This is a genomic window from Rhodococcus sp. BL-253-APC-6A1W, from assembly GCF_012843405.1.
In the GTDB taxonomy this organism is placed as follows: domain Bacteria; phylum Actinomycetota; class Actinomycetes; order Mycobacteriales; family Mycobacteriaceae; genus Rhodococcus.
Genome location: NZ_JABAFB010000007.1, coordinates 68824 through 95809 on the forward strand (window position 1 = coordinate 68824; position 26986 = coordinate 95809).

Below are 26986 nucleotides of genomic sequence, written 5' to 3' on the forward strand. Positions count from 1 at the left end.
AGTGTGTTTGTGGTTAGCCCCTCGCACATTTCTGGTTGCGAGCGGATGCGATTAGCCACCACGGAATCGTTTCAATCGTGTAGTGACAGGCCCGGGAGGCACACAGTCTCCCGACGAGACAGGACAGTGTTTACGCGTCCTGCCTGCTTTAAGGAATACAGAATGACTGAAGGTACCGTGAAGTGGTTCAACGGCGAAAAGGGCTTCGGCTTCATTGCTCCGGCCGATGGCTCCGCTGACGTCTTCGTGCACTTCTCCGAGATCCAGGGCGGCGGCTTCCGCAGTCTCGAGGAGAACCAGCGCGTGAGCTTCGAGATCGGCCAGGGCCAGAAGGGCCCGCAGGCCACCGGCGTCACCGTTATCGGCTGACACCAACTTTCTCCGGCTGGGCCGGCACCCGTTCTCGGGTGCCGGCCCAGCCGTTTTTGTCATGGGCCCAACGGGTTTCGGCTCGTATCGGCGCACGCGCGTAGATACCGCTCGGCGAGCGCGGCGTGATGCCGGGCGACCCGGCCGCACGCCTCCCGCAGTTCCGGCGGGTCGAGCACGGTGAAGTCCAGATCGAATGCCGCGAGCCACTCCGCGATCGAGTCCAGCGAGCTTCCGTCGAAACCGACGGCGCAGTGATCGTCGTCCACGGGTTCGACGGTGCCCCAGCGCTCGTCGATCATCGGTGCGACCGTTCCGAACGACGCGTGGATGAGCACTCGTGCTGTGACGGACGAGGTGCCGCTGACGATCCCTCGGGAGACGAATCCCGTTGCGCCACCGGGTGGTAGATCCCGAGGCGTGAAACGGGGACCGGTGGGAGTTTTCGGTTCCATCCGATCCACGCGGAACGAACGCCACCCGTCCCGCGAGAGATCCCATCCGACGAGATACCACCGCAGTCCCGAGCGCACCACGCGGTGAGGTTCGACCTCGCGCCGCGACGAGATTCCGTCATGCGTGCGGTAGTCGAATCGCAGTCTCTCGTGGGTGTGGCACACCGACGCCACGGTCGACAGCAGTCCCGCGTCCACCGCCGACTCGGCAGGGCCGTGGTCGACCACGTCGACCTGCAGAGCCTCGAGGCGATACCGCAGACGCGACGGCATGACCTGGCGCAGTTTCACGAGCGCCCGGATTTCGGCGTCGCCGATCCCGGTGACCGCATGTGACGCGCCCGACCGCAACGCGAGCGCGACAGCGACGACCTCGTCGTCGTCGAGCAGCAGTGGCGGCATCTCGGCACCCGCTCCCAGCCGGTAACCGCCTCCGACCCCCACCGTCGCGTCCACCGGGTAGCCGAGTTCCCGCAGTTTCTCGACGTCCCGCCGGACGGTTCGTGTGGTGATGCGGAGTCGATCGGCGAGTTCGGCGCCGGACCACTCCCGTCGCATCTGCAGGAGCGACAGCAATCGCAGCAACCGGGCCGAGGTTTCGCGCATGGCTCGACGATCCCACGTATTGCGGACCGAAGCTGTCCTCGTTGAAGAAACGGATCCGTGCTCCTTCGATAGGGTGCAACGGTGAGTGAGTCCCGGGTGGCAGGTGGCGAGTCGTCGATCAGAGCGGTGGAGACGGCACTTTCGCGCACCGATCTGCCGGCACTGACCGCGGTGCTCGGTGAACTGACCACCGGGCAGGTCGTGGAGATTCTGGAACGACTCGACCCGACGCAGCGCGCGATCGTGTATCGGCTGCTCTCCAAGGATCGCGCCATGACGGTTTTCGAGGGCCTGGACCCCGCGCTGCAGGGCAGCCTCGTCGGTGCGCTCCAGGACGACGACGTCGCGGCACTGTTCGCCGAACTCGAGCCCGACGACCGGGTGGGCCTGCTCGACGAACTGCCCGCGACAGTGGCGGGAAAGCTGCTCCAGGGTCTGCCGCCCGACCAGCGCGATCTCACCGCCGAGATCCTCGGTTACCCGCGCGGATCCATCGGGCGGCGGATGAGCCCGGAGTACATCGTCACCCATCCCGATCTCACCGTCGCCGAGACGCTGGACAAACTCGAACAGCGGATGGACGACGCGGAGACCATCTACACCCTGCCCGTGACCGACCGGGCGCGGGTCCTGGTCGGAGTGGTGAGCTTGCGCGACCTTCTCAAGGCGCCGCGCGACGCCGTGATCGCCGATATCGCGGGCCGGCCGGACTGGGCCTATGCCACCGAGGACAGCGAACAGGCTGCGCGGCGCTGCGCCGACCTCAAGCGGCTCGCGCTGCCCGTGGTCGACAGCGAGACCCGGCTCGTCGGAATCTTTACGTTCGACGACGCGCTGCGGATCCTCGAAGACTCCGACAGCGAAGACCAGGCGCGCATCAGCGGTACCGAACCGCTGCGCCAGCCGTATCTGGCCACTCCGGTGTTCAATATCGTGCGCTCCCGGGTGGTGTGGCTCCTCGTCCTGGCGATCGGTGCATCGCTGACCGTGCAGGTTCTGGAGGTCTTCGAGGCCACGCTGGGGCAGATGGTCGCGCTGGCGTTGTTCATCCCCCTCCTCATCGGCACGGGCGGCAATACGGGGAACCAGGCGGCGACCACCGTGACGCGTGCGCTCGCGCTCAACGACGTGACTCCGCGCGATCTGGGAAAGGTGTTCGTTCGCGAACTGTGTGTGGGCTTGTCGCTCGGTTTGCTACTCGGGACGGTGGGCTTCGTCCTGGTCACCGTGCTCTACGAGCCGTCGCTGGGTCTGGTGATCGGGCTGACCCTGCTCAGTATCTGCACCATGGCCGCGTCGGTGGGTGGAGTGATGCCCATGCTGGCGCGCGCGGTCCGTGCCGATCCTGCGGTGTTCTCCAACCCGTTCATCACGACGTTCGTCGACGCCACGGGTCTGCTCGTGTACTTCATGATCGCGAAAGTGGTCCTCGGCATCTGAGAGTCGGAGTGTGGTACCGCACGCGTGGTCCGGGGCCTTGCCGTCGCGCGGGTAAGCTGTGTACTCGTGCTTTCCGTCGTTCCCGCTCCCGTCACCGTGCGGGCCCCGTCCAAGGTCAATCTGCATCTGGCGGTGGGCGATCTGCGCCCGGACGGCTACCACGATCTGCACACCGTCTTCCAGGCACTGTCGCTGTACGACGAAGTCTCGGTGGTGGGTTCGGACCGGCTCAGCGTGCACGTCTCGGGCGCCGACGCCGGGGCGGTGCCCACCGACTCGACCAACCTTGCGTGGCGCGCCGCAGAGCTGATCGCCGAACGCGCCGGGCGTGCGCCCGAGGTGGCGATCACCATCGCCAAAGGCATTCCGGTCGCCGGCGGGATGGCGGGCGGCAGCGCAGACGCGGCTGCGACCCTCGTCGCACTCGACGCCCTGTGGGGGCTCGGCGCGTCACGCGACGATCTCGACGGGCTCGCCGCCCAGCTCGGCAGCGACGTGCCGTTCTGCCTGCACGGCGGCACCGCACTCGGCACCGGGCGCGGCGAACAGCTCGTGCCGGTGCTCACGCGGGGAACATTCCACTGGGTCCTGGCGCTGGCCAAGGGCGGCCTGTCCACGCCGGTGGTCTTCCGCGAGCTCGACAGCCTGCGCGCGGGCGGCGATCCGGCGCGCGTCGGGGACTCCGACGACGTACTGTCGGCGCTCGCGTCCGGCGACCCGCACGAACTCGCACCGTTGCTCGGTAACGACCTGCAGGCCGCGGCATTGTCGCTCGACCCCAAACTCCGTCGCACCCTGCGGGCCGGGGTCGACGCCGGTGCTCTTGCCGGGCTGGTGTCCGGCTCGGGCCCCACGTGCGCGTTCCTCGTCGCCGACCATCACGCCGCGGTCACCGTGAGCGCCGAACTGGCGGGGGCGGGCGTGTGCCGCACGGTGCGCCTCGCAACCGGCCCGGTGCCGGGCGCCCGCGTCGTGCTCGACACCGATATCGCACATCACTGAACTGAACACTCCGGAAGGCAATGCTCCACGTGGCGAATCTGATCAATCTCGAACAGGTCTCGAAGTCCTTCGGCGTCAAGCCGCTGCTCGAATCGGTGTCTCTGGGCGTGCAGGAGGGCGAGCGCATCGGCGTGGTCGGTCTCAACGGCGGCGGAAAGACCACCATGCTCGAGGTCCTCGCCGGCGTGGAGGAGCCCGATTCCGGCCGCGTGAGCCGGGTCGGCGGACTCCGCATGGCCGTGGTGACGCAGCGCGGTGTGCTGCCCCCCGGATCGACGGTCGCGGAAGTGGTTCTCGGACCGCTCGGCGTCGCAGACCACGAGTGGGCCGGCAACTCGCGGATCCGGTCCGTGCTGACCGGGATCGGCATCGACAAGCTCGGCTTGGACGCCGTCGTGGACGGGCTGTCGGGTGGCGAGCGCCGCCGGGTCGCGCTCGCGGCCGCCCTCGTTCAGGATCTCGATCTGCTCGTGCTCGACGAGCCCACCAACCACCTCGACGTCGAGGGTGTCCAGTGGCTCGCCGAGCATCTGATCTCCCGGCGAAGTGCCCTCGTCGTCGTCACCCACGATCGCTGGTTCCTCGACACCGTGGCCACCCGGACCTGGGAGGTCGTGGGCGGCAAGGTCGAAACCTACGAGGGTGGCTACAACGACTGGATCTTCGCGCGGGCCGAGCGGTCGCGCCAGGCCGACGCCATGGAGGAACGGCGCCAGAACCTCGCACGCAAGGAACTGGCGTGGTTGCGTCGCGGGGCACCGGCCCGTACGTCGAAGCCGCGCTACCGCATCGAGTCGGCGGAGGCGCTGATCGCGAACGTGCCGCCGCCGCGCGACTCGGTGGCGCTGGCCTCGTTCGCCAAGCGTCGGCTGGGCCGCGTCGTCATCGAACTCGAGAACGCGACCCTGACGACCCCGGACGGCCGCGAACTCGTGCACGACCTGACGTGGCGGCTCGGACCGGGGGAGCGGATCGGTCTGGTCGGCGTCAACGGGTCGGGCAAGACGACCCTGCTGCGCACCCTCGCCGGGGAACTCGAACCGTCGTCGGGCCGGCGTATCCAGGGGCAGACGGTCGAAATCGGCTGGCTGCGGCAGGAACTCGACGACCTTCCCACCGACATGCGGGTACTCGACGCGGTCAAGGATGTGGCCGAGCGGATCATGCTGGGCGACAAGGAGGTCTCGGCCGGCCAGCTCGCGGAGCGTCTGGGCTTCACACCGGCACGGCAGCGCACACCGGTGGGCGACCTGTCCGGAGGTGAGCGACGCCGACTGCAGCTCACGCGGGTACTCATGGCCGAGCCCAACGTTCTCCTGCTCGACGAGCCCACCAACGATCTCGACATCGATACGCTGCAGCAGCTCGAGGACCTGCTCGACGGCTGGGCCGGCACGCTCGTCGTCATCAGCCACGACCGGTTCCTGATCGAGCGCATCTGTGATTCGACGTGGGCGCTCTTCGGTGACGGCAAGCTGACCAACCTTCCCGGCGGCATCGAGGAATATCTCCGCCGGCGCGCGGCCATGGGCGACGAGGGCGTGGTGTCAGTGGCGTCGACCGTCTCCAAGCCGGGTGACACCGGGGGAGCGACGCCGGCGAAGCGCGACGGGGCAGCCGAGCGGGCGGCTCGCAAGGAACTCTCGCGCCTCGAACGGGCGATCGCCAAGCTCGACGAGCGCGAGGCGAAGCTGCACGTCCGTCTGGCCGAGGCCGCTACCGATCCCGACAAGCTGCAGAAGCTCGATGCCGAGCTTCGTGAGGTGGTCGCGGAGAAGGAAGCCGCGGAGGAGCAGTGGATGGAGCTCGCCGAAGACGTGGGCTGACCTCCACCGTCACCGGGCGCGGTCGAGGTCTTGACCTCGAGCCGACTCGAGGTCGGACGATGGGTGTCGTCGAATGACAGCACCCTTCAGGAGGATTCATGACTGCGTCCGAAACTTCTCGATCGTCTTCTGTCTCCGCCGCTGTGCGCGTTCCGGACAGGCTCGTCGTCGTGGTGGCGACCGTGCTGCTTGCGCTCGTGGTCAATCTCGTCGTGTGGCTCGTCGGACTCGCCGCGGGCGGTTCGTTCGAGCACACCGACGCCGGGACCGTGGCTTCGGCGGCGCCCGGTGGTGTCGTGCTCATGACCGCGGGCCCGCTCGCGGCCGGACTTGCCCTCGCGGCACTGCTGAGTCTGTGGTGGAGCGGGTTCCTGCGGATCGCGCAGGTCGTGGGGGCACTGCTGCCCCTCGCCACGATCCAGGGGACCGTCGTGGCCGATTTCGACACCGCGAGCACTGCCGCGCTGGTGACGATGCACGTGGTCGTCGCGGCGGCAGCGGTGGCGGGACTCGAAGTTCTGCGGCACCGTGGCCGTGCGGGACACCGCCGGACGTTGCGTTGACAGCGATATGCCGACGGCCGAAGTCCTCGGCCGCCGGCATATCGGTTCACATCCGCAGGGTTACAAGCCCAGCAGCTTGCTGATGATCTCGTTCATGATCTCGGTTGTGCCGCCACCGATTCCGAGGACGCGCGCGTCGCGGAAGTGGCGCTCGACCTCGCTCTCGCGCATCAGGCCGATGCCGCCGGCGAGCTGAACCGCCTCCATCACGGCGGTGTCGCACACCTTCACGGCGTTGTTCTTCGCCATGGACGTTTCGAGCAGCATGCCCTCGCCGTTGGCCCAGCGTTCCGCGACCGAGCGGCAGAATGTCTGTGCCGCAGTGATCTCGGTGGCGAGTTCTGCGAGGCGATGCCGCACGACCTGCCGCTTCGACAGCGGCCGTCCCATGGTCTCGCGGGACTTGACCCAGTCGACGGTGAGATCGAAGCAACGCTGCGCGGTGGCGACGGCCTGGAAGGCCAGCGACAGCCGCTCACCCTGGAACTGCTGGGCGATCTGGCCGAAGGCGGAGTTCTCCGCACCGATGAGGTTCGAGACGGGGACACGCACGTCGTCGTAGAACAGTTCGGCGGTGTCCGAGCACAGCCAGCCCATCTTGTCGAGCTTGCGCGAGACCGTGAAACCCGGTGTGTCGGTCGGAACGACGATCAACGAGATACCGCCGGCGCCCGCGTCGCCGGTGCGGACCGCGGTGGTGACGAAGTCCGCGCGGGTGCCCGAGGTGATGTACAGCTTGGCGCCGTTGATGACGTACTCGTCGCCCTCGCGGCGAGCGGTGGTGCGGATGTTCGCGACATCGGAACCACCGCTGGGCTCGGTGATGGCGAGCGACCCGATCATCCTGCCTTCGAGCGCGGGCCGCGCGTACCGGTCGATGAGGTCGGTGTTGCCGGAGGCGATGATGTGCGGGGTCGCGATTCCGTGGCTGAACAGCGCGGAGATCAGGCCCGACGATCCGCCCGAGAGGATGATCTGCTCGAGAATCGTGAGCATGTCGAGGGCGTTGCCACCGGAACCGCCGTGCTCTTCGGCGACGGAGGCCCCGAGAAGTCCGGCGTCCGCGGCTTTGCGATGGAGTTCGCGCGGGATGGAACCCTCACGCTCCCACGTGTCGAGATGGGGGAGGATCTCCTTGCGGGTGAAGTCGGCGGCGAGTTGCCGCAGTGCCTTCTGCTCGTCGGTGTCCCAGCGCAGCGCTTCGGTGGTGGTCATCGTCATTCGCCCTTCCAGACGGGTTCACGCTTCTGCATGAAGGCCATGACGCCTTCGAGGGTGTCGGCGCTGGTGGTGAGCCGTGCGAGGGCCTTTTCGGTCAGGTCCCACGAATGGTCTTCCGCGGAGACATGACCGTCGACGATCCCGCGTGCCACCGTCTTGCTCGCCTGTACGGCCAGCGGTGCCCCCGCCGCGATCTGTGCGGCGAGATCCAGCGCGGTGGTCAGCACGTCGGCTTGCGGCACGACCCGGTTGACGAGGCCCCAGCGCAGCGCGTCGGCGGCCGGCATCGGCTTCCCGGTGAGGACGAGTTCCATCGCGATCGCCCGCGGGATCGCCTGTCCGATGCGGAACACGCCGCCCGCGCCGGCGATGAGCCCGCGGTGCACCTCGGGGAGACCGAATTCGGCTGTGTCGGAGGCGACCACGAGATCGCTGGCGAGGGCGAGTTCGGTGCCGCCGCCGAGTGCGGTGCCGTTGACAGCGGCGATGATCGGCTTCGCGATGTGGTGCTTGACGACACCGGCGAATCCCCAGTGTGCGGTCTCGGGCGGGGTGACCCCGTCGGGCCCGGCGGTGCCGAGTGCCTTGAGGTCGGCGCCGCCGCAGAACACGGCGTCACCCGCACCGGTCAGCACGACGGCGCGCACGGTGCGGTCGTCGGCGGCCCGCTCCCATGCTTCTCCGAGCGCCCGGTGCACGTCGGCGTTGATGCTGTTCGCGGCCTTGGGGCGGTTGATGGTGACGATCAGCGTGTGGTCGCGCTGCTCGACGAGAACGATCGGTTCGGTCACTGCGGGTGCTCCTCGGAGGAAGGGGTGTCGATGCGGGCCACGGTGAGTTGCCCGCCCTGGTCGGTGACGTGGACGACGGTGCCGATGAGGTCCGCGCCTGCCGAAAGAAGCCGCGCCCCTTCCGCGTCGGTGTGTCCCGATACCCGCCGGCCGTCGGTCGTGGTGCCGACGAGGAATCCGACGGACGGCGCGCCGTCGCGGCCGTATTCCGCGGTGGCGGTCACGATCTCGACCTCACCGGAGTAGTCCTGTGCGGCGTCGGGTGCGGACGGCGGTATCTGCACGTGCTCGGGATTTCCGACGTAGCCTTCGGTGTGCGGCGCGCATCCGAGCACCACGACGTGCTGGTACGTCAGGTAGCCGCCGTTGCCGTGCACGAGGGCGAGTTCGCCGTCCCGGCGGAGCCGCTGCGCGACCGCGACCACCGAGTGCAGCGTGTAGCTGTTGAGCGGTCCACCGAAGAACGAGTGGCCACCGGTCACCGACGGCACCGTGTCGCGCGGGAGACCCAGGTGCTCGACGAGCAGTTTCGGTACCACCGGGAAGCAGCTGTACGCGTCGACGATGTCGAAGTCGGCGGGCCGAAGGTCGGTGGCCTCGAGGGTGCGGCGCAGGGCATCCGCGAGCGCGGCGGAGCGGCCGAGTTCTGCCCGGGCGAGGACGTCCGGGGTCTCCGTGGCTCCGGCGCCACCCCACACGTAGAGCAGATGGTCGTCGGCGACGCCGAGTTCCCGGGCCGTCGCGAGCGAGGTGACGACCACGGCGGCTGCCTGGTCGACGAACGGCATCGCGTTGCACAGCAGCGGGTACGGGTCGGTGACCATGCGGTTGCCGGGTCCGGCGGTGCGGATGTCGTCGGCGGTGCGCAGGGTCGGGTTCCATGCAGCCGGGTTGTCGCCGGCGATCTCCGAGAACGCCGCGTACAGCTCGGCGGACCAGTCGATCGACTGCTCGCGCGTGTGTCCCAATTCGTGGCTGAGCCGGTTCTCGAAGAGCGGGTAGACCCGGGTGGGAGCGATCATTCCGGCCCGCTGCATGGCGGGGCTGCCGAGGTCGTCGGGATCGAACGCGGGCGGGCCGCCGGGAGCGGTCGTCCAGCCGAGCGATGCCGGATCGGTGCCCTGCTTGAAGGCGTTGGTCACCGAGGCCTGGGCTTCGCCGCCGACGAGCAACGCGACACCGCTCGTGCCGTGCGCGATGTCGTGCGCGATGCGGTCGAGCAGTGCCGCCGGCCAGTGCCCACCGATGGGGGTCGTCGACGTGTGGACGGCTCGCGCGCCGAGTCGCTCGCCGAGAAGGCCGGGCAGATCGTCGTAGGACCAGCTTGCCGTCTTGATGGCCCGGATGGTGTCGATGCGCGAGACGAGAGCGTCGCGATCGACACCGGTGTCGGTCAACGCGGACGCGGTGGCCTCATGAATGAGGTCGAGCGGTTCGCGTGGGTCGGCGGGCGAACCGGCGCGGCCGGAGCGCAGGTCGCCGACGCCGATCACGACGGGAACCCGGGTGGGGTCTGTCATGGCGTTCCTTCGAGTACTTCGTCGGGGAGGGACGTCCACAGCCTAATACGGACTGTTTCAGTCTGTATATGTGGACCAGGTCTGGCACACTCGGGTGGTGACAGATGTAGCAGCCCCGCGCCGCCGCGGGCGGCCCCGCGACGCCGACCTCGAGGACCGGGTGTTCGACGCGGTACTCGAGGTGTACTCGGAGACGAGCTGGCGCGGCTTCACCCTCGATGCCGTGGGCAGGCGGGCACGAGTGGGCAGAGCCGCGCTGTACCGCCGCTGGGAGAGCAAGGACGATTTGCTCGTCCAGGCGCTCGAGGCACGCAGCCCCCTCCCGGTGCCCATCGACACCGGGGATCTCCGCTCGGATCTCGTCGAGCTCGCCCGCCAATTGCTGCAGGGGTATCGCACGACGCCCGGGCTGGTCAGTCTTCGCGTCGCGCTCGACGCCCGGGTCAATCCCGAGTTGCTCGCGCGCCTGACCCACACCCTCAACAAGAGCCGTCTGCTCGCGGCGCGCACCATCGTGCACCGGGCCGTCGAGCGCGGCGATCTGCCGGCGGACACGTCGGCGACATTGCTTCTCGAATTGGTGACCGGTGCCGTCCTGAGTCACGCGCTGTTCGCCCTGACGACACCCGAGCCGGCGGAGGACGACGCGTACGCCGAGCTGGTCGTCGAGACCACCGTTCGCGGGCTTCGTCCTCCGCCGTGATCCGGGCCCGGCGCTGTGACCGAACCGCAATCGAGCCGGTCTCCGAGTCTCCGAATTGCACGCCCGCCGAAACAATTCCGGACTAACCTTGGAGCGGTACCTGCAGGTACATGGTGACGGGAGGCCCGTGATGGATCTGGCGGCGGTGGCGGCGATCGAGCGCTTGAAATACCGCTACCTGCGAGCGCTGGATACCAAATCGTGGACCGAACTGTCCGCCACCCTGATGCCCGACGCCACCGCGGTGTACGGCGAGCATCTCAGTTTCGAGTCGCGTGACGCCTTTCTGGGGTTCCTCGAGAACACGCTCGGCACCCGCATTGTCACCGAACATCACTGCAGTCATCCCGAGATCGAAATCGGACCCGACGGGACCACCGCAACGGGCGTGTGGCTTCTGGCCGACACCATCATGGTGCCCGAAGACGGAATGATGATGCGGGGGTCGGCGCACTACTTCGATCGCTACATCCTGGGCGACGACGGGAACTGGCGCATCTGCCACACCGGTTACGAACGTAACTGGGAGACGGTGACTTTCTTGTCCGACCTCCCGAACTTCCGGCTGACCACCAACCGGTGGGCGATGCTGACAAATCAGCCCCGCGCCTCGTGAGCGGTCTGGGAAGTGTTCCCAATCGTCCAAGACGAGTGAGCCGCCGGCGCGAAGACTGGGGTCATGACGAACACATCGGAAAAGGGAGATCATCCGGAGATGCCGACCAACCCTGACGACGACTTTCCCGCCGCCGGCGCTCTCCCGTACCTCACCGTCTCCCGAGCGCGTGACGCAATCGACTGGTACACCGGTGTTTTCGGCGCCTCGCTCGTCGGCGACCCGGTGGTGATGGAGGACGGGCGGATCGGTCACGCCGAACTGAGCCTTCCGACGGGGATGGTGTACCTCGCCGAGGAGTTTCCCGAGATGGGACTGACCGCGCCCCAGTCCGGCGCCACCTCGGTGAGCTTGATGCTTCCGGTCGGCGACGCGGACGCCGTTCTCGCCCGCGCCCGCACCGCCGGAGGGTCGGTGGAACGCTGGATCAACGAAAGCCACGGTCATCGCAACGCGACCCTGCTCGACCCGTTCGGTCACCGGTGGATGCTGGTGGGTCCGCTCACCGGCGACGCGGCGACGGGAGAGGACTGACCTCGTCGCCCCGTGACTCGGGCCGTTATCCGACCTCGGGCCGTTACGCTTCCCGGGTGGCCGAGATCCCGCACCTCGAGAAGTACCCCGACGTACGCGCCTGGGTCAGGGCGATCCCGGTGTTCGCCACGCAGCCACCGCCGGAGCGTCCGGTGACCCCGCGACCCCAGGATCTGTTTCTGCAGTGGCTGACGGACGCCGTGGACGCCGGCATCGCAGAGCCGCATGCGACGACGCTGTCGACCGTCGACGAGGACGGGGTGCCCGATGCCCGGACCCTGCTGCTCAAGGATGTCACCGCGGACGGCTGGTGGTTCTCGGGCGACGACCGGTCCCCGAAGGGACGCCACCTGGGCGCGACGGCCGCTGCGGCACTGACGTTCTACTGGCGTGAGCACGGCCGTCAGATCAGGGTGCGGGGGCCGGTGCGTTCCGGCGGCTCCGAAGTGTGTGGCCGCGACTTCGTCGAACGGTCGCCGCTGGCCCGTGCGGTCGCGTCGACCGGTCTGCAGAGTGAGATCCTCGACGACCCGCGTGACTACGACCGTGTGGTGAGTGAGCGGCTCGAGGCGCTGGACGCCGATCCGGCGTGGGTGTCGCCCCACTGGAGAGCGTGGTGTCTCGAGGCCACCACCGTCGAGTTCTGGCAGGCCGACCCGGGCCGCCGGCACCGGCGGCTGCGCTACCGCCGCGACGGTACGACGTGGACGCACGAACAGCTGTTTCCGTAGGGCGGGAACCGGCCCGGGCATACCGCACTACGGGCGGACGACCGGTAGGCTCCGGCCCGTGAACGACTCCTTCATCCGCACACGCGTCGCCAATGGTGTCGGCGAGGTGCAGCTCGACCGGGCGGTTGCACTCAACGCGCTCGACCGGTCGATGATCCGCGATATGTACGCCCCGCTGGAGGCATGGCGCGACGATCCAGAGATCACGGCCGTCCTGGTCACCAGCCTGTCCGATCGCGCGTTCTGTGCGGGGGGTGACATCAAGCCGGTGCGGGAGGCGGCGGTGCAGGGCGACGCCGACACCGTCCGCGGCTACTTCTCGGACGAATACCGGCTCGACCGGCTCGTCGCGACCTACCCCAAGCCCTACCTGGCGCTGCTCGACGGCGTGACGATGGGTGGGGGACTGGGGATCTCGGTGCACGGAGCAATGCGCATCGCGACCGAGAAGTCGACCTTCGCCATGCCGGAGACGGCGATCGGTTTCATTCCCGACGTCGGTTCGAGTCACTTCCTTCCCCGGCTGCGCGGAACCACGGCGCGTTGCGACGCCGTCGGCATGTACCTGGGCACCACCGGCGCGCGGATCGACGCGGGGGACGCACTCGCGGTCGGACTCGCGACGCACTATGTGCCGAGCGCACGCATCGGCGAACTGGCCGACCGGATCAGGGCGGGGCACTGGCAGGATGCGCTCGACGAGTACGTCGAACCGGCCCCCGAATCGGATCTGGCGCGGCGTTTCACCGACATCGAGGCGGTCTTCGGTGACGGGACCGTGCTGGACATGCTGGCTCGTCTCTCCGATGACCCCGATATCGACACCGCCTGGGCGGAGAAGACACGCGACGCGCTGACGGCGCTGTCGCCGACGAGTGTCTGGGTCACCGCGGAACTGTTGCGGCGAGGTGCCGAAAGCACCTTGGAGGAGTGCTTCACCCGGGAACTCGGGGTCGCGGTGCGGATCGCCCTCACACCCGACTTCGCGGAGGGAGTTCGCTCCGTGCTCGTCGACAAGGATCGCAATCCGCAGTGGTCGCCTGCCACGCTCGGGGACGTCGATCAGGCGTCGATCGTAGCGTTGCTGGACAACTGACCGGCGTTCCGGCAGCGCGCGCGTCGTGCCGCGCCGCCGGGGATGCGGTCAGCGGGCGTGACGTTGCGGAGTCTGCAGGTCCACCACGATGGTCTGACCGCCGAGGGTCACGTGGAGTTCGGGCTTCTCCAGCCCGCCGGCGACGAGGTACTCACCGAGCAGGGTGAGCAGTTCGTCGTTGTCCGAGATCGGGTCGCCCTGGCCACCGGAGGTTCCCAGTTCGTTCTGGGCGAGCCGGGCTGCGATCCGGACCGAGGCCACACCCATCGAGTTCCGCCGGGACGGAGTCGGCGCGGTGACGGAGGACGTCGCGGTGGTGGTGCGGGCACCGTCGGTTGCGGTTCCCGCACCGTTGACCGTGCCGTTCGTGCTGGTGCTGCTCACCAGGGTCGTCCCTTCGTCGAAGATGCCGGCGTCCACCCCGCCGGCCGGGTCGCGGTCGATCGCGCGCTCGCTCTCGGTGTTCGCTCCGGACACACCCGGAGCGGACTTCCCGGCCGAGTCCGGCCGGACCGTGCCGGTGAGCGGAGTGCTGCTGGGCAGAGGGGTGCTCGGCAACGGATAGACGAAGGTGCCCGACCGTTTCGGTCCTCCGGACCGTGCGGTTGCGTCCCCCGGCCTACCGGACGGCAGTCCGTCCCCAGCCGAGGCCGGTGCGTCGTCGCTCATCGTTGCTCCTGATTCCACCCGATACGTCGGATCGACGGAAGGGAAAGTATCAGTAAAGTCCGCAGGTTGCACCCACCGGGTGCGTCCGCCGGGATTCCGTCAGTCGGTCGCGGCGACGAGCGGTTCGAGCGTGAGGTCCGGGTGTTCCTTCTCGATGTACTGCAGACGCCACTTGTCGCTCACGAGTGCGAGCAGCACACCGTCGGACCGCGTGAACACCTCGACCCCGCGTTGACGGTTGAGCTCGTCTTCCGATGCGGTGTCGGTCCGTCGCGCGAGCGCGTATCCCAGCGGCTCGATCTTCGGGTCCACGTTGTATTCGGCCTTCATCCGCGCCGCGACGACCTCGAACTGCATCGGACCGACTGCCGCCATGACCGGCGAGGCGTCACCGCGGATGTCGTTGCGCAGAATCTGCACGACACCTTCGGAGTCGAGTTGATCGACCGCCTTGCGGAACTGCTTGTACTTCGACGCGCTCTCGGCGCGCAGGATCGCGAAGTGCTCGGGGGCGAACGACGGAATCGGCGGGAACTCCACCTTCTTGTCCACGTACAACGTGTGGCCCGGTGCGAGTGCGGTCGCGTTGACCAGACCCACCACGTCCCCGGGGTAGGCGTTCTCCACCGTGGTGCGTTCACGCCCGAAGACGGTGAGCGCGTACTTCGTGGCGAACGGCTTCCCGGTCTGGGCGTGCGTGACCACCATGCCGCGTTCGAAGACACCGGAGACGATCCGCATGAAGGCGAGCCGGTCGCGGTGTGCGGTGTCCATACCGGCCTGAACCTTGAACACCACCGCGCTGAACGGATCGTCGACGTTGCGCGGGTTGCCCTCGATGTCGATCCGGGCGCGCGGCGGCGGTGCCAGCGACACCAGCGTGTCGAGAATCTGCCGGACACCGAAGTTGAGCATGGCCGACGCGAAGATCACCGGGGACGTCTGTCCGGCGAGGAACATCTCCTGGTCGTGGTCCTGACCGCTTGCCGAGAGAAGTTCGGACTCCTCGGCGGCTTCGGTCCAGATATCGCCCTCGCGGTCGGACGCCTGGTCCACCGACAGGTGCTCTTCGGGTGCGATCTTCGCGCCACCCGCGGTGCGGGTGAACTTGATGTACTCGGTTGCGGTGCCGTCCTCGCCGCGACGCAGCAGGCCGCGGAAATCACCGGCGATACCGACCGGCCAGAACAGGGGAGTGGGGGTCAGGCCGATGCGCTCGTCGATCTCGTCGAGCAGTTCGAGCGGTGCGCGACCGGGCCGGTCCCACTTGTTGATGACGGTGATCACGGGGATGCCGCGGTGACGGCACACCTGGAACAGTTTGAGGGTCTGCGGCTCGAGGCCCTTCGCGGCGTCGATGAGCATCACGGCCGCGTCGACAGCCGTGAGCACGCGATAGGTGTCCTCCGAGAAATCGGAGTGACCGGGCGTATCGACGAGGTTGATGACGTTGACCGTCTCGCTTCCGTCGTCGCCGCGAGCCGACTCGGAGGAGGTGTAGTTGAACTGCAGTGCCGTCGAGCTGACGGAGATGCCGCGCGCCTTCTCCATCTCCATCCAGTCGGAGACGGTCGATTTGCGGCCGGCCTTTCCGTGCACGGCGCCCGCCTCGGAGATCACCTTCGCGTGCAGAGCGAGGGCCTCGGTGAGCGTGGACTTACCGGCGTCGGGGTGGGAGATGACGGCGAACGTACGGCGGCGCTGGGCCTCGGCCCGTACTTCCTTACCGGATCCGGGCTTCGGGACTCCGGTGGATTCGCTGACGGCCGAAGCGTGCGGGGTGCTCAACGCGGAAACCTCTCGAAGCGGGACTGGTGCGGCTGTCGCCGGCAACTCGTCCATGTTACTCGGCAACTCGTAGGGTCGTTTCGGGCGGATTCGACTGCGCCCGTCCGACGGTTCTGTATCAGTGCACGCGGTTCTGGGCGCCTTCGAGCCCCAGTCGCAGCACGAGTTCCACGGCGTCGGCGCCTTCTTCACACCACACCGGGAGCTCTTTGCGTTCCGTGGTGGAGAACGGCTTGAGCACGTAGTCGGCAGGGTCCTGCCGGCCGGGAGGGCGCCCGATGCCCATCCGGACACGCACGTAGTCCTTGGTGCCCAGTGCCGAGGACGTCGACCGGAGGCCGTTGTGCCCGTTCTCACCGCCGCCCTGCTTGAGACGGATCGTCTCGAAGTCCAGATCGAGTTCGTCGTGGATCACCACGATGTTCGACGGGTCGACCGAGAAGAACTTGGCGAGGCTCGCGACCGGGCCCCCGGAGAGGTTCATGTACGTGCGGGGCTTGGCGATGATCACCTGACGACCGTCGAGCCGTGCCTGCACGATGTCGGAATTGCTGCGCTTGTGGGCACCGAACTTGCCACCGACCCGGCCTGCCAGCACGTCGGCCACCATGAAACCGATGTTGTGCCGGGTGTTTTCGTACTTCGGCCCGGGATTTCCCAGCCCGACGACGAGCGCGGTGTCCTCGCTCACGTGCAGTTCCTTCCGTGCATCTACAACCACGTGCGGCGCGCCACCCCGGAGGATGACGCGCCGCACGAGTGACTTCACAGGGAGCCGGTGAAGACTCAGGCCTCTTCTTCTGCCGCCTCTTCGGCGGCGGGAGCCTCGTCGGCACCCTCTTCGCCCTCGAGCTCATCGGCGGACGGAGCCTCGACGATGTTCACGATCAGCAGATCGGCATCGTCCTGCAGGCTCGAGCCCGACGGCAGCTCGATGCCGCCGGCGAGGATCTGGGTACCGGCCTCGACGCCCTCGATGGAGACCTTGATCTCCTCGGGGAGCTTCATCGCGTCGGCTTCGATCTTGATGGTGCTGACCTCGTTGACGACCAGCGTGCCGCTGGCGGGCTCGCCCTCGAGCACGACGGGCACCTCGACGGTGACCTTCTCGCCGCGCTTCACGACGAGGAGGTCGGCGTGCTCGATGTAGCGGCGGATCGGGTGGACGACGACGGACTTCGTCAGCGCGAGCTGCTCGGTGCCGTCGATGTCCAGGGTCAGGATGGCGTTGGTGCCGTGGGCACGCAGGACGGCGGCGAACTCACGCGAGGGGAGCGCGAGGTGCTGCGGGTCGGTGTTGTGGCCGTACAGCACGGCGGGGACCTGACCGTCGCGGCGGGCACGGCGCGCGGCGCCCTTGCCGAACTCGGTGCGGACGCTGGCTACGAGATTGTTCTCGTCGGACATGATGTAACGGCTCCTACGCTGATGGCACTTCGTGGTCGGGTGTTCTCGGCAAGTGGGCCGGCACGCGCGACAGGAGCAGGTGCTCATCAAAGCCGCGGCCGCGTCGATCACGGTGATCCGACAGATGCGGTCCACCCTCGCCGAGACAACTCGATCCACTCTACCGGATCGGCACCTCGGACGCGAACCCGCGCAGGTGGAGACCGTTTAGCGCGCTGCGAGGTCGCGGACGGCCGACAGGAACCGGTCCACGTCTGCCGGAGAGACGAAGTAGTGCGGGGAGGCCCGCACGACTGCCTCGAGACGGCGGGCCGACATGTCGAGCAGCGTCGAACTGCGGTGGCTCACCGTCACCGTCACCGACCGTTGCGCCAGAGCGTCCCGCACCGCGTCCGGTTCCCAGCCGTCCAGCGTGAACGAGACGATTCCGCTGCGCCGGTCACCGAGATCTCGCACGGTCGCGCCGGGGATTCGATCGAGACCGTCGCGCAGGTGCTGGGCGCGATAACCGAGCGCGTCGACCACCTCGTCGACCCCGAGACCGAGCAGATAATCGACGGCCGCGCCCAGTCCCAGTCGTGCGGCGACGTCGGCTTCCCACATCTCGAACCGGGTGGCGTCCGGCGCGTAGTCGAAGCGATCCGGCGCCGTCCACACCGCACTGTGCAGATCGATCATCGCGGGTTCGAGTTGGGTGACCAGGCGCGGCCGGACATAGAGGAAGCCCGTGCCGCGAGGCCCCCGTAGCCACTTGCGGCCGGTTCCGGAGAGCGCGTCGACGTCGAGTTCGGGAATGTCGACCCGCAACTGGCCGACGGATTGGCACGCGTCGAGCAGTACGAGTGCGCCCACCGCGTGGGCGGCATCGGCCACCTCCCGCACGGGATTGACCAGCCCTCCGTTGGTGGGAGCGTGTACGACGGACACCAGCCGGACACGCTCGTCGAGCATCCCGGTCAGCGCATCGAGGTCGATGCGTCCGGACGGATCGGACGGAACCACCTCCACGTGAGCCCCGGTCGTTCGTGCACGCTGCAGTGCCGCAACCGCATTCGCGGCGTATTCGGCCCGGGAGAGGAGGATTCTGTCGCCGGGCCGCAACGGCACCGCGTAGAAGAACGATGTCCACGCACGCGACGCGCTGTCCGACAGTGCGATGGATTCCGCCGGCGCGCCGAGCAGACGGCCGAGCGAGGTCTTCACCGCGTCGAGATCGCCGCGCCGCTCGTTCGCCGCGACGTATCCGCCCACCTCGGCTTCCCGCCGCAGGTGCGACACCACAGTGTCGACCACCGGGGTGGGTGGAAGCGACGAACCGGCGCTGTCGAGGAACACGCGTTCGAAGCATCCGGGTGTGTCCCGGCGCGCCTGCTCGAGATCCAGCATCGGCACATCCCCTCCCGCACGTCGGCGTGGTCGTCTCGGACAGTATCCCGCCGCACCGGAATCCCACCGGGTTGCCTGCCGCGCGGAGGCGATCTCCCCGCGTTGCGTGCCCACGCGCGTTAGTCTCGTTCGCAGACCTTGTCAGGCAGCCGTGGGGGGTGAATCGAGTGGTGATGTCGATCAATTTTCCGGTATCGCACGCTCGGGCGGGACTCGGGACACGCGGAGCTGCCGAAAAGCACGTCCGGGACGTGAGCTTCCGTGCCGGTCCACCACGCCTGATCGGCGTCGAACTCGAGTGGCTCACGGCGCGTGCCGACATCACGGCCGCGCGCCCGCAACTGTCCTCCCTCGTCGATGCGCTCGGCTCACATGCGCCCCGGACGGTCCTGCCGCCGTCGTCGGAGAGACCGCTGCCGTCGGGCAGTGTGGTGAGCCTCGAGCCCGGTGGTCAGGTGGAACTGTCGAGTGCGCCCTGCACCTCCGCGCGTCAGGTATGCGATCGGCTCAGCGCCGACGCGAGGATGCTCCGCGCGCTGCTCGCGCGTCGTTCGGTGACGATGCTCGACGGCGCCTCCGACGCGATCCGGCCCCCTCAGCGGCTGCTCCACACTCCCCGGTACGGGGCGATGGAAATGCGCTACGACCGGATCGGGCCTATGGGCCGGCTCATGATGAACAACACCGCCGCTGTGCAGGTCAGTGTCGATGCCGGCGAGAACGACGACGAGATCGACCGCCGCTGGAAGCTGCTGCATGCCATGGGCCCGGCGATGATCGCCGCCTTCGCGTGCTCGCCGAGCATGCGGGGCGCTCCGGACGGTGAGTGGGTGTCGCAACGGATGCGTGCGTGGCTGGCACTCGACCCCGAACTCACCGATGTGCCCGACCCGGCCGGCTATCCGGCGTGGGTGATCGATGCGCCGTTGACGTGCGTGCGTTCCGGCGAACCGGAGTGGCATGCTCCACCGGGCGCAACGTTCGCCGACTGGCTCGACGGGAGTCTCGACGCCGAGATCGGCCGCCGCCCCACCGTCGGCGATCTCGATTACCACATGACGACGCTGTTCCCTCCGGTGCGGCCACGCGGACACCTCGAGGTGCGATACATCGATGCCCAGCCCGGTGACCTGTGGCAGGTACCGGTGGCCGCCATCGAGGCGCTGCTCAGTACACCGGCGGTGACGCAGGAAGCCACTGCGGTCGCAGCTCCTGTTCGGGAGATGTGGAGCGAGGCGGCACGAGTCGGGCTCGGGGCGGTCGAATTGCGCGCCGCCGCAGCAGGATTGCTCTCGCTCGCCGCGGAATCCTCGCGCGACATGCGTTTCACCAGCGCTCTCGACGCCGCCGCTGCCCGATGTCTGCGGGGACGTGCGCCGGAGGTGACCGGGCGGTGACGGCCGCGCGTACCCGGCTCCGTCAGCACCTGGAGCGTGCGCGCGCTCGGACGAGATCGCTGACCGATCTCCCCGACTCCGAGCTCACCGCGCAGCACTCGCCGTTGATGAGCCCGCTGGTCTGGGATCTCGTGCACATCGCCAACCAGGAAGAGCAGTGGCTCGTGCGGAAGGTCGGGGGCCGGCCGCCGCTACGAAGCGGCATCGACGACCTGTACGACGCGTTCCTGCATCCCCGCGCGACACGGCCCGAGTTGCCGCTGCTCGGCCCGGACGAGGCGCGTCGTTACGTCGACGAGGTCCGTGCCGCCAGCTGGGATGCCCTGGACCAGGGGAGTTTCGATTCCGAACTCACGCGTGACGGGTTCGTTTTCGCCATGGTCGCGCAGCACGAGCAGCAACACGGCGAGACGATGCTCGCCACGCATCAGTTACGCGAGGGGCCACCGCTGCTCGACGCCCCGGAGGCGCCTCGGCGGGGAACGCCGCCGGAGCAGAGCCGGGTGCTCGTGCCCGCCGGCGAGGTCGAGATCGGGACGTCGAGCGATCCGTGGGCGCTGGACAACGAACAGCCCGCGCAGCGCGTCCACGTGCCCGCGTTCTCGATCGACACCGTGCCGGTGTCGAACCGGCGTTACCTCGAATTCGTCGAGGACGGCGGGTACCGGCGACCCGAATTCTGGTCCGAGCCGGGATGGAGACACCGCTGTGACGCCGAGCTCGAGGCGCCCCGGTTCTGGACCCACGATCCTGCGGGCCGGCGTGCACGGCGGTCGTTCGGACGGATCGTGGAACTGCACCCGGACGAACCGGTGGTGCACGTGTGCTTCTACGAAGCCGAGGCGTTCGGCCGCTGGGCGGGTGGCCGCCTGCCGACCGAGTTCGAGTGGGAGAAGGCAGCGCGGTGGGATCCCGCCACGGGTCGCAGCCGCGCGTACCCGTGGGGCGACGAGGAGCCCGGCCCCCAGCATGCGAACCTCGGACAGTGTCACCTCGGCCCGGCCGTGGTGGGGGCATATCCGGCGGGGGCGTCACCGCTCGGCGTCCACCAGCTCATCGGGGACGTGTGGGAGTGGACCTCCTCACCGTTCGAGCCGTACCCGGGCTTCCGGGCGTTCCCGTACCGGGAGTACTCGGAAGTGTTCTTCGGGAACGACTATCGGGTACTGCGCGGCGGTTCGTTCGGAACCGACTCGGTCGCGTGCCGGGGAACCTTCCGCAACTGGGATCTTCCGGTCCGCCGCCAGATCTTCGCGGGTTTCCGCCTCGCATACGACCCGGCCGGTGCCGGGGAGCCGGATGTGTAGGCACCTGGGCTATCTCGGACCGGCCACGGGAGCTGCCGAGCTGGTCCATCGCGGCCCGCACTCCTTGATTCGCCAGTCGTTCGCGCCCCGCGACATGCGTGGGGGCGGCACCATCAACGCCGACGGTTTCGGAGTGGGCTGGTGGTGTGACGACGGAACTTTCGGCCGGTACCGGTCGGCCTCACCGATCTGGTCGGATCCCTTTGTGGGAGAGGGGCTGTCGGGAATACGCGGCGGAGCCCTGATGGTCGCGCTGCGATCGGCCACCGAAGGTATGCCGGTGGAACGTTCCGCGGCGGCGCCGTTCGGTGAAGCGCGCTGGGGGTTCAGCCTCAACGGGGTGGTCCGAGGATGGCCCGGATCCCTCGCCTCTCTCGCGTCCACGCTGCCCGTCGAAGACTTGCTGCAACTCGACGCGCCGACCGACTCCGCGGCCCTGTGGATGTTGTTGCGCCACCGGCTTCGGTCGGGGACACCCGATGTCGCTCTGATGTCCCTGGTGCGCGACATCATCGGTGCCGCTCCCGAATCCCGGCTGAACCTGTTGTTGTGCAACGGGTCCGAGATGTGGGCGACGGCGTGGTACCACTCGTTGTGGACCCTTGTGGACGAAGACGTCGCCATCGTCGCCTCGGAACCGTACGACGACGACCTGCGCTGGCAGCCGGTGCCCGACCGGCATCTCGTCCATGCGATACCCGGAAAACTTATCGTCTCCCCGCTGGAGGTCAAGGCTCCATGACAGTCGACGTCTATCTCGAACCCGAACAATTCGACGAGAAGCTCCGCGCCGATGCCTACCGAGGGTTGACGTCGACCCCGAAATATCTCTCGCCCACGTGGCTGTACGACGCGCGCGGCAGCACACTCTTCGAAGAGATCACGCGGCTGCCCGAGTACTACCCGACCCGCACCGAATTCGGTTTGCTGCGGCAATTCGCGGGGGAGATCGCCGACTCGGCGCGGCCGGAGATGCTCGTCGAACTGGGGTCGGGCTCTTCGGAGAAGACCCGTGTGCTGCTCGATGCGCTCGAACCGTACCTCCACACCTACGTACCGCAGGACGTCTCCGAGCCGGCTCTGCGCACCGCGGTGGCACAGCTGTCGGTGGAGTACCCACGGCTGTCGGTACACGGCGTGGTGGGTGACTTCACCGAATCGCTCGAGCATCTTCCCTCGGGAGGACGCCGGATGGTGGCTTTCCTCGGGGGCACGATCGGCAACCTGGTGCCCGAGGAACGGGCCGCGTTCCTCTCCGGACTCGCGTCGATCCTCGACCGCGACGAGTGGCTTCTGCTCGGAGCGGGGCTCGTGGTGGATCCCGAGGTGCTCATCCCGGCCTACGACGATGCTGCCGGAGTCACCGCGGAGTTCGACCGGAACGTACTGCGAGTGCTCAACAACCGTCTGGGCGCCGATTTCGACCCGGATCGCTTCGTCCATCGTGCCGTGTGGGACCCGGACAACGAATGGATCGAGATGCGGCTCGAGGCGACGGAGCCGATGACGGTGTCGGTGCCGGGACTCGATCTCGAGGTGTCGCTGGACAAGGGCGAGCAGATCCGCACCGAGATCTCCGCGAAGTTCCGGCTGGACGGGCTCGGGGCGGAACTCGACCGCGCCGGCTTCGTGGTGCACCGCGAATGGATCGACCGCGACGGCCGGTTCGTCGTGCTGGGCGCCGCCCGCCGCTGATCGGTTGGAGAGCCACGCGCGGCGAGAGGGATTGTGGTGGGTATGCCCTCGGAGTCCCGTCCCGTGCTGACCACCCCCGTGCTGTTGCTCATGGCGGTGGCGACGGGGTTGTGCGTAGGCGGCAACTACTTCAACCAGCCTCTGCTCGAGTCGATTGCGACCGCGCTGGGCACGTCGCACTCGGCGGCGGCCGCGACGGTCACCGTCGCGCAGGTCGCCTACGCACTGGGGCTGATCTTCCTGGTACCGCTCGGGGACGTGTTTCCCCAGCGGCGGCTCGCCGTGACGCTCATGCTCGCGGCCGCAGCCGGCCAGGGGATCAGCGGTTTCGCACCCGGCATCGGTGTGCTCATGGTGGGGACCGCCATGGCGGGGCTGTTCTCCGTCGCCGCGCAGGTGCTCGTGCCGTTCGCGGCCACCCTCGCGACCCCCGAGAAACGCGGCGCTGCGGTGGGCACCGTGATGAGCGGCCTGCTGGTGGGCATCCTGCTCGCGCGGAGTGTCGCAGGGATGCTCGCCGAAGTCGGCGGCTGGTCCACCGTGTACCGCATCGGCGCAGTCCTCACCGCGGTCGTCGCGCTCGCTCTGTGGCGCGTCCTGCCGGCGACGACGCCGACGGCACGCCAGGGCTACGGTGCGACACTGCGGTCGCTCGGCACGCTGGTGTTCGAGCACCCACGGCTGCGCACCCGTGCCCTGATGGGTGGGCTCAGCTTCGCGTCCATCAGCGCGATGTTCTCGACGATGGCGTTCCTGTTGTCCGGTCCGGAGCACGGGCTCGGAGAACTCGAGATCGGTCTCGTCGGACTTGCCGGGGTGGTCGGCGCTGTCGCAGCCTCCGTGGTCGGGCGGCTCGTCGACCGGGGCCTCGGCGTTCTGACGACCGCGGCCGGGATCGCGGTGCTCGTCATGTCGTGGGCGGCACTTGCGGCGGGTGCGGTGTCGCTGGTGTGGTTCGTGGTCGGAATGGTCACGATCGACCTTGCCGTGAGCATGGTGCACATCACCAACCAGAACATCGTCTACGCGCTCGATCCCGATGCGCGCTCGCGGCTCAACTCGGTGTACATGACGACGTACTTCGTCGGCGCGGCGTCGGGATCGGCGCTGGGGGCCGCAGCCTGGTCGTTCGGCGGGTGGACGGCGGTGTTCCTGCTCGGTGTCGGACTGTCGCTGTGTACCGCCGCGGTGTGGATAGTCGACATGCGGGTCGCCGGGAAGGGAAACCGGGCCGGAGCCGATTCCGCGGTCACGACTCCCGATCGAGGGGCAGCAACCGGAGTTCGCGGGCGCGCCCGATAGCTTCGGTGCGCGAGTGTGCCCCGAGCTTGCGGTAGGCGGTGCGCAGCTGGGTCTTGACCGTATTGGCGGAGACGAACAACTCCCTGGCGATCTCGGCGTGCGTCGAGCCGCGCGCGAGGAGGACCAGGACGTCGGTTTCGCGCGGCGACAATTCCGCGCGCGGCACCGTTTCCGCAAACACCGCGTCGACCGGCCCTCCGGGTATCGCGATGCCGCTCAGCTCCTCCAACCGGGCCACGGTGCGCGCCGGCACCGTGGTGAACGCGCGCCGGTTCCGGAGAGTCGGTGCAAGAGTGCAGGCGCGCTGCCAGTCGCGCACGGCGCCCGCATGATCCTCCAGGTGGAGGTGGCACGCCGCTGCGATGAGCAGTGCTTCGAGATGTGCGCGAGGAAAACCGCATTCCGGCCACGGCACGTGACGGAGTTTCGTCAGCGCTGCATCGGGATGGCCGGTCAGAAGTTCCGCCCGCGCGCACGGGACGATCAGCACGGGGTGGCCCGCGGAGTCCTCTCCGGCGCGCGCGAGGGCGAGGTTGCCGTTACCCAGAGCCAGTTGCAGATCCACTTCCGCCGCGCCGAGGAGCACCCGGGAGAATGAGCCGGACCTGTGGCGGTCGCGATGCGACGTGATCAGCTGGTGCACACCGGTCAGTCCGTCGTACGGATTGCCCCCGGCGAGAGAGTGGTACGCCCGGCAGTACGCGACGAAAGCCCACAGTTCTTCGGACTCACCGGGGGTCCCGAGCACATCGAGCGCGTGGGTCGCGGCCTCCAGATCGAGCGAGTCGAGATGGAGCAATACCGTCGCTGCCCGGCCGCCCATGCGGACTACCGGCCCCCAGTGCCCCTCGGTGGGTTCGGCGCGCTGCTCGATATCGAGCCATTCGCGAGCACGCGGGTTGTCGCCCGTCACTGCCCAGTTCAACGCCGAACTGCCCGCCGCGTTCTGGACCGCAAAGGTGATTCCCGACGCGTGCGCGCCCCGGTAGGCGCGGCGGAATGCGGTGGTCGACCGGTCCAGCATTCCCGCGAGCTGAAGCGTGATGGCCCACTGCAGGCGAAGTACGGGAAGGTGCGCTGCGATCGAGTCGGGCTGATGCTCGAGGATGGACTCGACCAGCGGCTCGAGGTTCAGTGTCCGCGTTGCTGCATCGTCGACCCGGCCCCCCACACGCAGCGCCAGCGTCTGCACCGTCCCGACGAACAACGCATGGGGAGCGTCCTTCGTCCTGCCGAGTTCACGGAGATCGGCGGGGTCGGACGGTAGCGACGTGTGCAAGATGGCGTGCTCGTCGAGCATCTGACTGAACAGCGCTCGTCCCGCGAGGATCGACGGGTATTCGTCGAGTGTCTTCACCGGCAGGCGGCGCAGGATTCTCACGAGTGAACCGAAGTGCTTGTCCACCATGGTGACCCATGACGAGAAGACGATCTCCTTCGCCATCTCCCAATCCTCGGCTTCGACGGCGTAGACAGCGGCATCGACCGGATTCTCGTCGCCTCGATGCCGCCTGGCCAACTCCACCAGCAGTGCGTCGACGTGTCCCGGTCGTGAAGTGCGAGAAATCTCGAGGACTGCGGAGCGGACCGCCTCGGTCCACCGCCAGACACCGCTGGGCCGGGACGCGACGAGCAGCCCCCGCATCGTCATGAGGTTCAGCACCGTCGTGGGATCCGGATGCCGGGTGAGTTCGACGGCGGTCGTCGCGTCGGTGCTGCGCGCTGCCGCGATCGTCAGCGCGAAAGCGCGTGACTCGTCGTCCAATTCGGAGAGACGCGCCGCGGCGTAGCGCTTCACCATGTGGGCAAGACGCGGGTCCGGTGAGCCGTCGGGGTCGACCAGTCGCCCGGGTGCGGAGCGGACGAGGGTGACGGACGCGGCGAGATGTGCGGGGACGCCGCCCAACGCGCGGTTGAGGGCATGGCACTCGGCGTCGGTCCGCGGCACACCCGCCGTGTGGAACAACGTCGCCGTCTCGGCCGGCGTGAACGCCATCTGCTCGGTGGGAATGTAGGTGCAGTCGATCCCCTGCTCGGTGGCGCCGGAGAGGTCGGTGTCCGTGGTCCCCGGCGAACACACGATGACGTCGAGGGAGGGACACCGGTTCAGCAGTTCGTAGACGCAGGGCAGCGTGGTCGCGGGATCGAAGACGCCGGCAAGGACCAGGAGAGCCGGCCCCTCACACGACCGGAACGCGTGCACGACCTTGGTGAACGGGTCGGCTCCCGGCTCGTCCGGACCGGAGGCGTGCGGGAACGCATCGTCGCCGTGTGCCCGCAGAGTCTCGAGGACAGCCGTCCATGTCGCGTGGTGCCCAGGGGTCGCGTGGTCGGGAGGGACCCACACCACCGTCCGGCCCTCGGCGCCGCCACCGTGCAGCCAGGATGCGACGAGGGTGCGCTTGCCGAAACCGGGAGGCGCATCGAGCACCGTCAGAGGTGAACCGCGGTCCAGTGCGGCGAACAACCGGGGTCGTGCGAGAGCACAGGTGAGACCACGCCACTGTGGTACGCCGACGCGACCGGCGGCGGGGATACTCACGCAAGCTCCTTCGACGATTG

25 protein-coding genes are annotated in these 26986 nt (G+C 68.3%); 15 read left to right on the forward strand and 10 right to left on the reverse strand.

What is annotated here, in order from left to right; all coding sequences use genetic code 11:
• Positions 1-162 precede the first annotated feature (162 nt).
• Positions 163-369, forward strand: a complete 207-nt coding sequence (locus tag HF877_RS12405) for a cold-shock protein (protein ID WP_169621483.1) — start codon at positions 163-165, stop codon at positions 367-369.
• Between the two features lie 59 nt (positions 370-428).
• Here the strand turns inward: HF877_RS12405 and HF877_RS12410 are convergent, their stop codons facing one another.
• A complete protein-coding gene (locus HF877_RS12410) occupies positions 429-1430 on the reverse strand; it encodes a YafY family protein (RefSeq protein WP_169621484.1) in 1002 nt (333 codons plus the stop codon).
• An 81-nt stretch (positions 1431-1511) separates the two neighbouring features.
• On the opposite strand from HF877_RS12410, the gene mgtE reads away from it, so the two are divergent.
• From mgtE to HF877_RS12430, 4 genes are all read left to right on the forward strand, one after another.
• Entirely contained in the window at positions 1512-2870 is a 1359-nt protein-coding gene (mgtE, locus tag HF877_RS12415; RefSeq protein WP_169621485.1) for a magnesium transporter, read from the forward strand.
• Between the two features lie 66 nt (positions 2871-2936).
• A complete protein-coding gene (locus HF877_RS12420; RefSeq protein ID WP_169621486.1) occupies positions 2937-3872 on the forward strand; it encodes a 4-(cytidine 5'-diphospho)-2-C-methyl-D-erythritol kinase in 936 nt (311 codons plus the stop codon).
• A 29-nt stretch (positions 3873-3901) separates the two neighbouring features.
• Positions 3902-5698: an ABC-F family ATP-binding cassette domain-containing protein gene (locus HF877_RS12425; protein ID WP_169621487.1), complete on the forward strand. Its 1797-nt coding sequence runs from the start codon at positions 3902-3904 to the stop codon at positions 5696-5698.
• Between the two features lie 98 nt (positions 5699-5796).
• Positions 5797-6261 (forward strand): DUF6069 family protein, encoded by a 465-nt coding sequence (locus HF877_RS12430; protein ID WP_169621488.1) that lies wholly within the window; start codon positions 5797-5799, stop codon positions 6259-6261.
• A 60-nt stretch (positions 6262-6321) separates the two neighbouring features.
• Here HF877_RS12430 and HF877_RS12435 read toward each other — a convergent pair whose 3' ends face one another.
• From HF877_RS12435 to HF877_RS12445, 3 genes are read right to left on the reverse strand one after another with little or no spacing between them, the layout of a single operon-like run.
• A complete protein-coding gene (locus HF877_RS12435; RefSeq protein ID WP_169621489.1) occupies positions 6322-7476 on the reverse strand; it encodes an acyl-CoA dehydrogenase family protein in 1155 nt (384 codons plus the stop codon).
• Between the two features lie 2 nt (positions 7477-7478).
• Positions 7479-8273 carry an enoyl-CoA hydratase-related protein gene (locus tag HF877_RS12440; protein WP_169621490.1) on the reverse strand — a complete coding sequence of 265 codons (795 nt, stop codon included), beginning with the start codon at positions 8271-8273 and terminating at the stop codon, positions 7479-7481.
• Positions 8270-9793, reverse strand: a complete 1524-nt coding sequence (locus tag HF877_RS12445; protein WP_169621491.1) for an acetyl-CoA acetyltransferase — start codon at positions 9791-9793, stop codon at positions 8270-8272. Before HF877_RS12445 ends, HF877_RS12440 begins: the two co-directional genes overlap by 4 nt.
• 97 nt (positions 9794-9890) lie before the next feature.
• Between HF877_RS12445 and HF877_RS12450 the strand changes: the two genes are divergently transcribed.
• The 5 genes from HF877_RS12450 (at position 9891) to HF877_RS12470 (ending at position 13473) form a co-directional block, all read left to right on the forward strand.
• Positions 9891-10496: a TetR/AcrR family transcriptional regulator gene (locus HF877_RS12450; RefSeq protein ID WP_169621492.1), complete on the forward strand. Its 606-nt coding sequence runs from the start codon at positions 9891-9893 to the stop codon at positions 10494-10496.
• A 130-nt stretch (positions 10497-10626) separates the two neighbouring features.
• Positions 10627-11112, forward strand: coding sequence for a nuclear transport factor 2 family protein (locus HF877_RS12455; RefSeq protein WP_169621493.1), 486 nt, complete (start codon positions 10627-10629; stop codon positions 11110-11112).
• Positions 11113-11211: 99 nt separating this feature from the next.
• Positions 11212-11646 (forward strand): VOC family protein, encoded by a 435-nt coding sequence (locus HF877_RS12460; protein ID WP_169621701.1) that lies wholly within the window; start codon positions 11212-11214, stop codon positions 11644-11646.
• A gap of 56 nt (positions 11647-11702) precedes the next feature.
• Positions 11703-12377 (forward strand): pyridoxal 5'-phosphate synthase, encoded by a 675-nt coding sequence (locus HF877_RS12465; RefSeq protein WP_169621494.1) that lies wholly within the window; start codon positions 11703-11705, stop codon positions 12375-12377.
• A 58-nt stretch (positions 12378-12435) separates the two neighbouring features.
• The gene (locus tag HF877_RS12470; RefSeq protein WP_169621495.1) at positions 12436-13473 is read left to right on the forward strand and encodes an enoyl-CoA hydratase/isomerase family protein; all 1038 of its coding nucleotides are present in this window, start codon (positions 12436-12438) and stop codon (positions 13471-13473) included.
• Positions 13474-13521: 48 nt separating this feature from the next.
• On the opposite strand, the gene HF877_RS12475 is transcribed toward HF877_RS12470, so the two are convergent.
• From HF877_RS12475 to HF877_RS12495, 5 genes are all read right to left on the reverse strand, one after another.
• Positions 13522-14142 (reverse strand): hypothetical protein, encoded by a 621-nt coding sequence (locus tag HF877_RS12475; protein ID WP_169621496.1) that lies wholly within the window; start codon positions 14140-14142, stop codon positions 13522-13524.
• A 99-nt stretch (positions 14143-14241) separates the two neighbouring features.
• Complete coding sequence (locus tag HF877_RS12480; protein WP_169621497.1) at positions 14242-15930, reverse strand: peptide chain release factor 3; 1689 nt, start codon at positions 15928-15930, stop codon at positions 14242-14244.
• A 118-nt stretch (positions 15931-16048) separates the two neighbouring features.
• Complete coding sequence (gene pth / locus HF877_RS12485) at positions 16049-16621, reverse strand: aminoacyl-tRNA hydrolase (protein WP_169621498.1); 573 nt, start codon at positions 16619-16621, stop codon at positions 16049-16051.
• Positions 16622-16716: 95 nt separating this feature from the next.
• Complete coding sequence (locus HF877_RS12490; RefSeq protein ID WP_169621499.1) at positions 16717-17337, reverse strand: 50S ribosomal protein L25/general stress protein Ctc; 621 nt, start codon at positions 17335-17337, stop codon at positions 16717-16719.
• Between the two features lie 207 nt (positions 17338-17544).
• Positions 17545-18723 carry an aminotransferase class V-fold PLP-dependent enzyme gene (locus tag HF877_RS12495; RefSeq protein ID WP_169621702.1) on the reverse strand — a complete coding sequence of 393 codons (1179 nt, stop codon included), beginning with the start codon at positions 18721-18723 and terminating at the stop codon, positions 17545-17547.
• Positions 18724-18896: 173 nt separating this feature from the next.
• On the opposite strand from HF877_RS12495, the gene egtA reads away from it, so the two are divergent.
• Genes egtA through HF877_RS12520 form a run of 5 tightly spaced genes read left to right on the forward strand, consistent with a single transcriptional unit; the run spans position 18897 to position 24424 of the window.
• Positions 18897-20120, forward strand: a complete 1224-nt coding sequence (gene egtA / locus HF877_RS12500; RefSeq protein ID WP_169621500.1) for an ergothioneine biosynthesis glutamate--cysteine ligase EgtA — start codon at positions 18897-18899, stop codon at positions 20118-20120.
• Complete coding sequence (gene egtB / locus HF877_RS12505) at positions 20117-21427, forward strand: ergothioneine biosynthesis protein EgtB (protein WP_296551009.1); 1311 nt, start codon at positions 20117-20119, stop codon at positions 21425-21427. The genes egtA and egtB overlap by 4 nt, the downstream gene beginning before the upstream one ends.
• On the forward strand, positions 21420-22169 hold the full coding sequence (gene egtC, locus HF877_RS12510; protein ID WP_169621502.1) for an ergothioneine biosynthesis protein EgtC: 750 nt from the start codon (positions 21420-21422) through the stop codon (positions 22167-22169). Before egtB ends, egtC begins: the two co-directional genes overlap by 8 nt.
• A complete protein-coding gene (egtD, locus tag HF877_RS12515) occupies positions 22166-23122 on the forward strand; it encodes an L-histidine N(alpha)-methyltransferase (protein ID WP_169621503.1) in 957 nt (318 codons plus the stop codon). The genes egtC and egtD overlap by 4 nt, the downstream gene beginning before the upstream one ends.
• Before the next feature lie 42 nt (positions 23123-23164).
• Positions 23165-24424, forward strand: a complete 1260-nt coding sequence (locus HF877_RS12520; RefSeq protein WP_169621504.1) for an MFS transporter — start codon at positions 23165-23167, stop codon at positions 24422-24424.
• Here HF877_RS12520 and HF877_RS21640 read toward each other — a convergent pair.
• Positions 24372-26966 (reverse strand): LuxR C-terminal-related transcriptional regulator, encoded by a 2595-nt coding sequence (locus HF877_RS21640; RefSeq protein ID WP_169621505.1) that lies wholly within the window; start codon positions 26964-26966, stop codon positions 24372-24374. The genes HF877_RS12520 and HF877_RS21640 overlap by 53 nt on opposite strands.
• Positions 26967-26986: the final 20 nt, after the last annotated feature.

Bases quoted from the DNA above. Each gene is read 5' to 3' on its own strand.
- egtD (WP_169621503.1), top strand. From the start codon at position 22,166: ATGACAGTCGACGTCTATCTCGAACCCGAACAATTCGACGAGAAGCTC.
- HF877_RS12435 (WP_169621489.1), bottom strand. From the start codon at position 7,476: ATGACCACCACCGAAGCGCTGCGCTGGGACACCGACGAGCAGAAGGCA.
- HF877_RS12490 (WP_169621499.1), bottom strand. From the start codon at position 17,337: ATGTCCGACGAGAACAATCTCGTAGCCAGCGTCCGCACCGAGTTCGGC.
- HF877_RS12460 (WP_169621701.1), top strand. From the start codon at position 11,212: ATGCCGACCAACCCTGACGACGACTTTCCCGCCGCCGGCGCTCTCCCG.
- HF877_RS12405 (WP_169621483.1), top strand. From the start codon at position 163: ATGACTGAAGGTACCGTGAAGTGGTTCAACGGCGAAAAGGGCTTCGGC.
- egtC (WP_169621502.1), top strand. From the start codon at position 21,420: ATGTGTAGGCACCTGGGCTATCTCGGACCGGCCACGGGAGCTGCCGAG.
- HF877_RS12495 (WP_169621702.1), bottom strand. From the start codon at position 18,723: ATGCTGGATCTCGAGCAGGCGCGCCGGGACACACCCGGATGCTTCGAA.
- HF877_RS12475 (WP_169621496.1), bottom strand. From the start codon at position 14,142: ATGAGCGACGACGCACCGGCCTCGGCTGGGGACGGACTGCCGTCCGGT.
- egtA (WP_169621500.1), top strand. From the start codon at position 18,897: ATGTCGATCAATTTTCCGGTATCGCACGCTCGGGCGGGACTCGGGACA.
- HF877_RS12430 (WP_169621488.1), top strand. From the start codon at position 5,797: ATGACTGCGTCCGAAACTTCTCGATCGTCTTCTGTCTCCGCCGCTGTG.
- HF877_RS12410 (WP_169621484.1), bottom strand. From the start codon at position 1,430: ATGCGCGAAACCTCGGCCCGGTTGCTGCGATTGCTGTCGCTCCTGCAG.
- HF877_RS12455 (WP_169621493.1), top strand. From the start codon at position 10,627: ATGGATCTGGCGGCGGTGGCGGCGATCGAGCGCTTGAAATACCGCTAC.
- HF877_RS12520 (WP_169621504.1), top strand. From the start codon at position 23,165: ATGCCCTCGGAGTCCCGTCCCGTGCTGACCACCCCCGTGCTGTTGCTC.
- HF877_RS12445 (WP_169621491.1), bottom strand. From the start codon at position 9,793: ATGACAGACCCCACCCGGGTTCCCGTCGTGATCGGCGTCGGCGACCTG.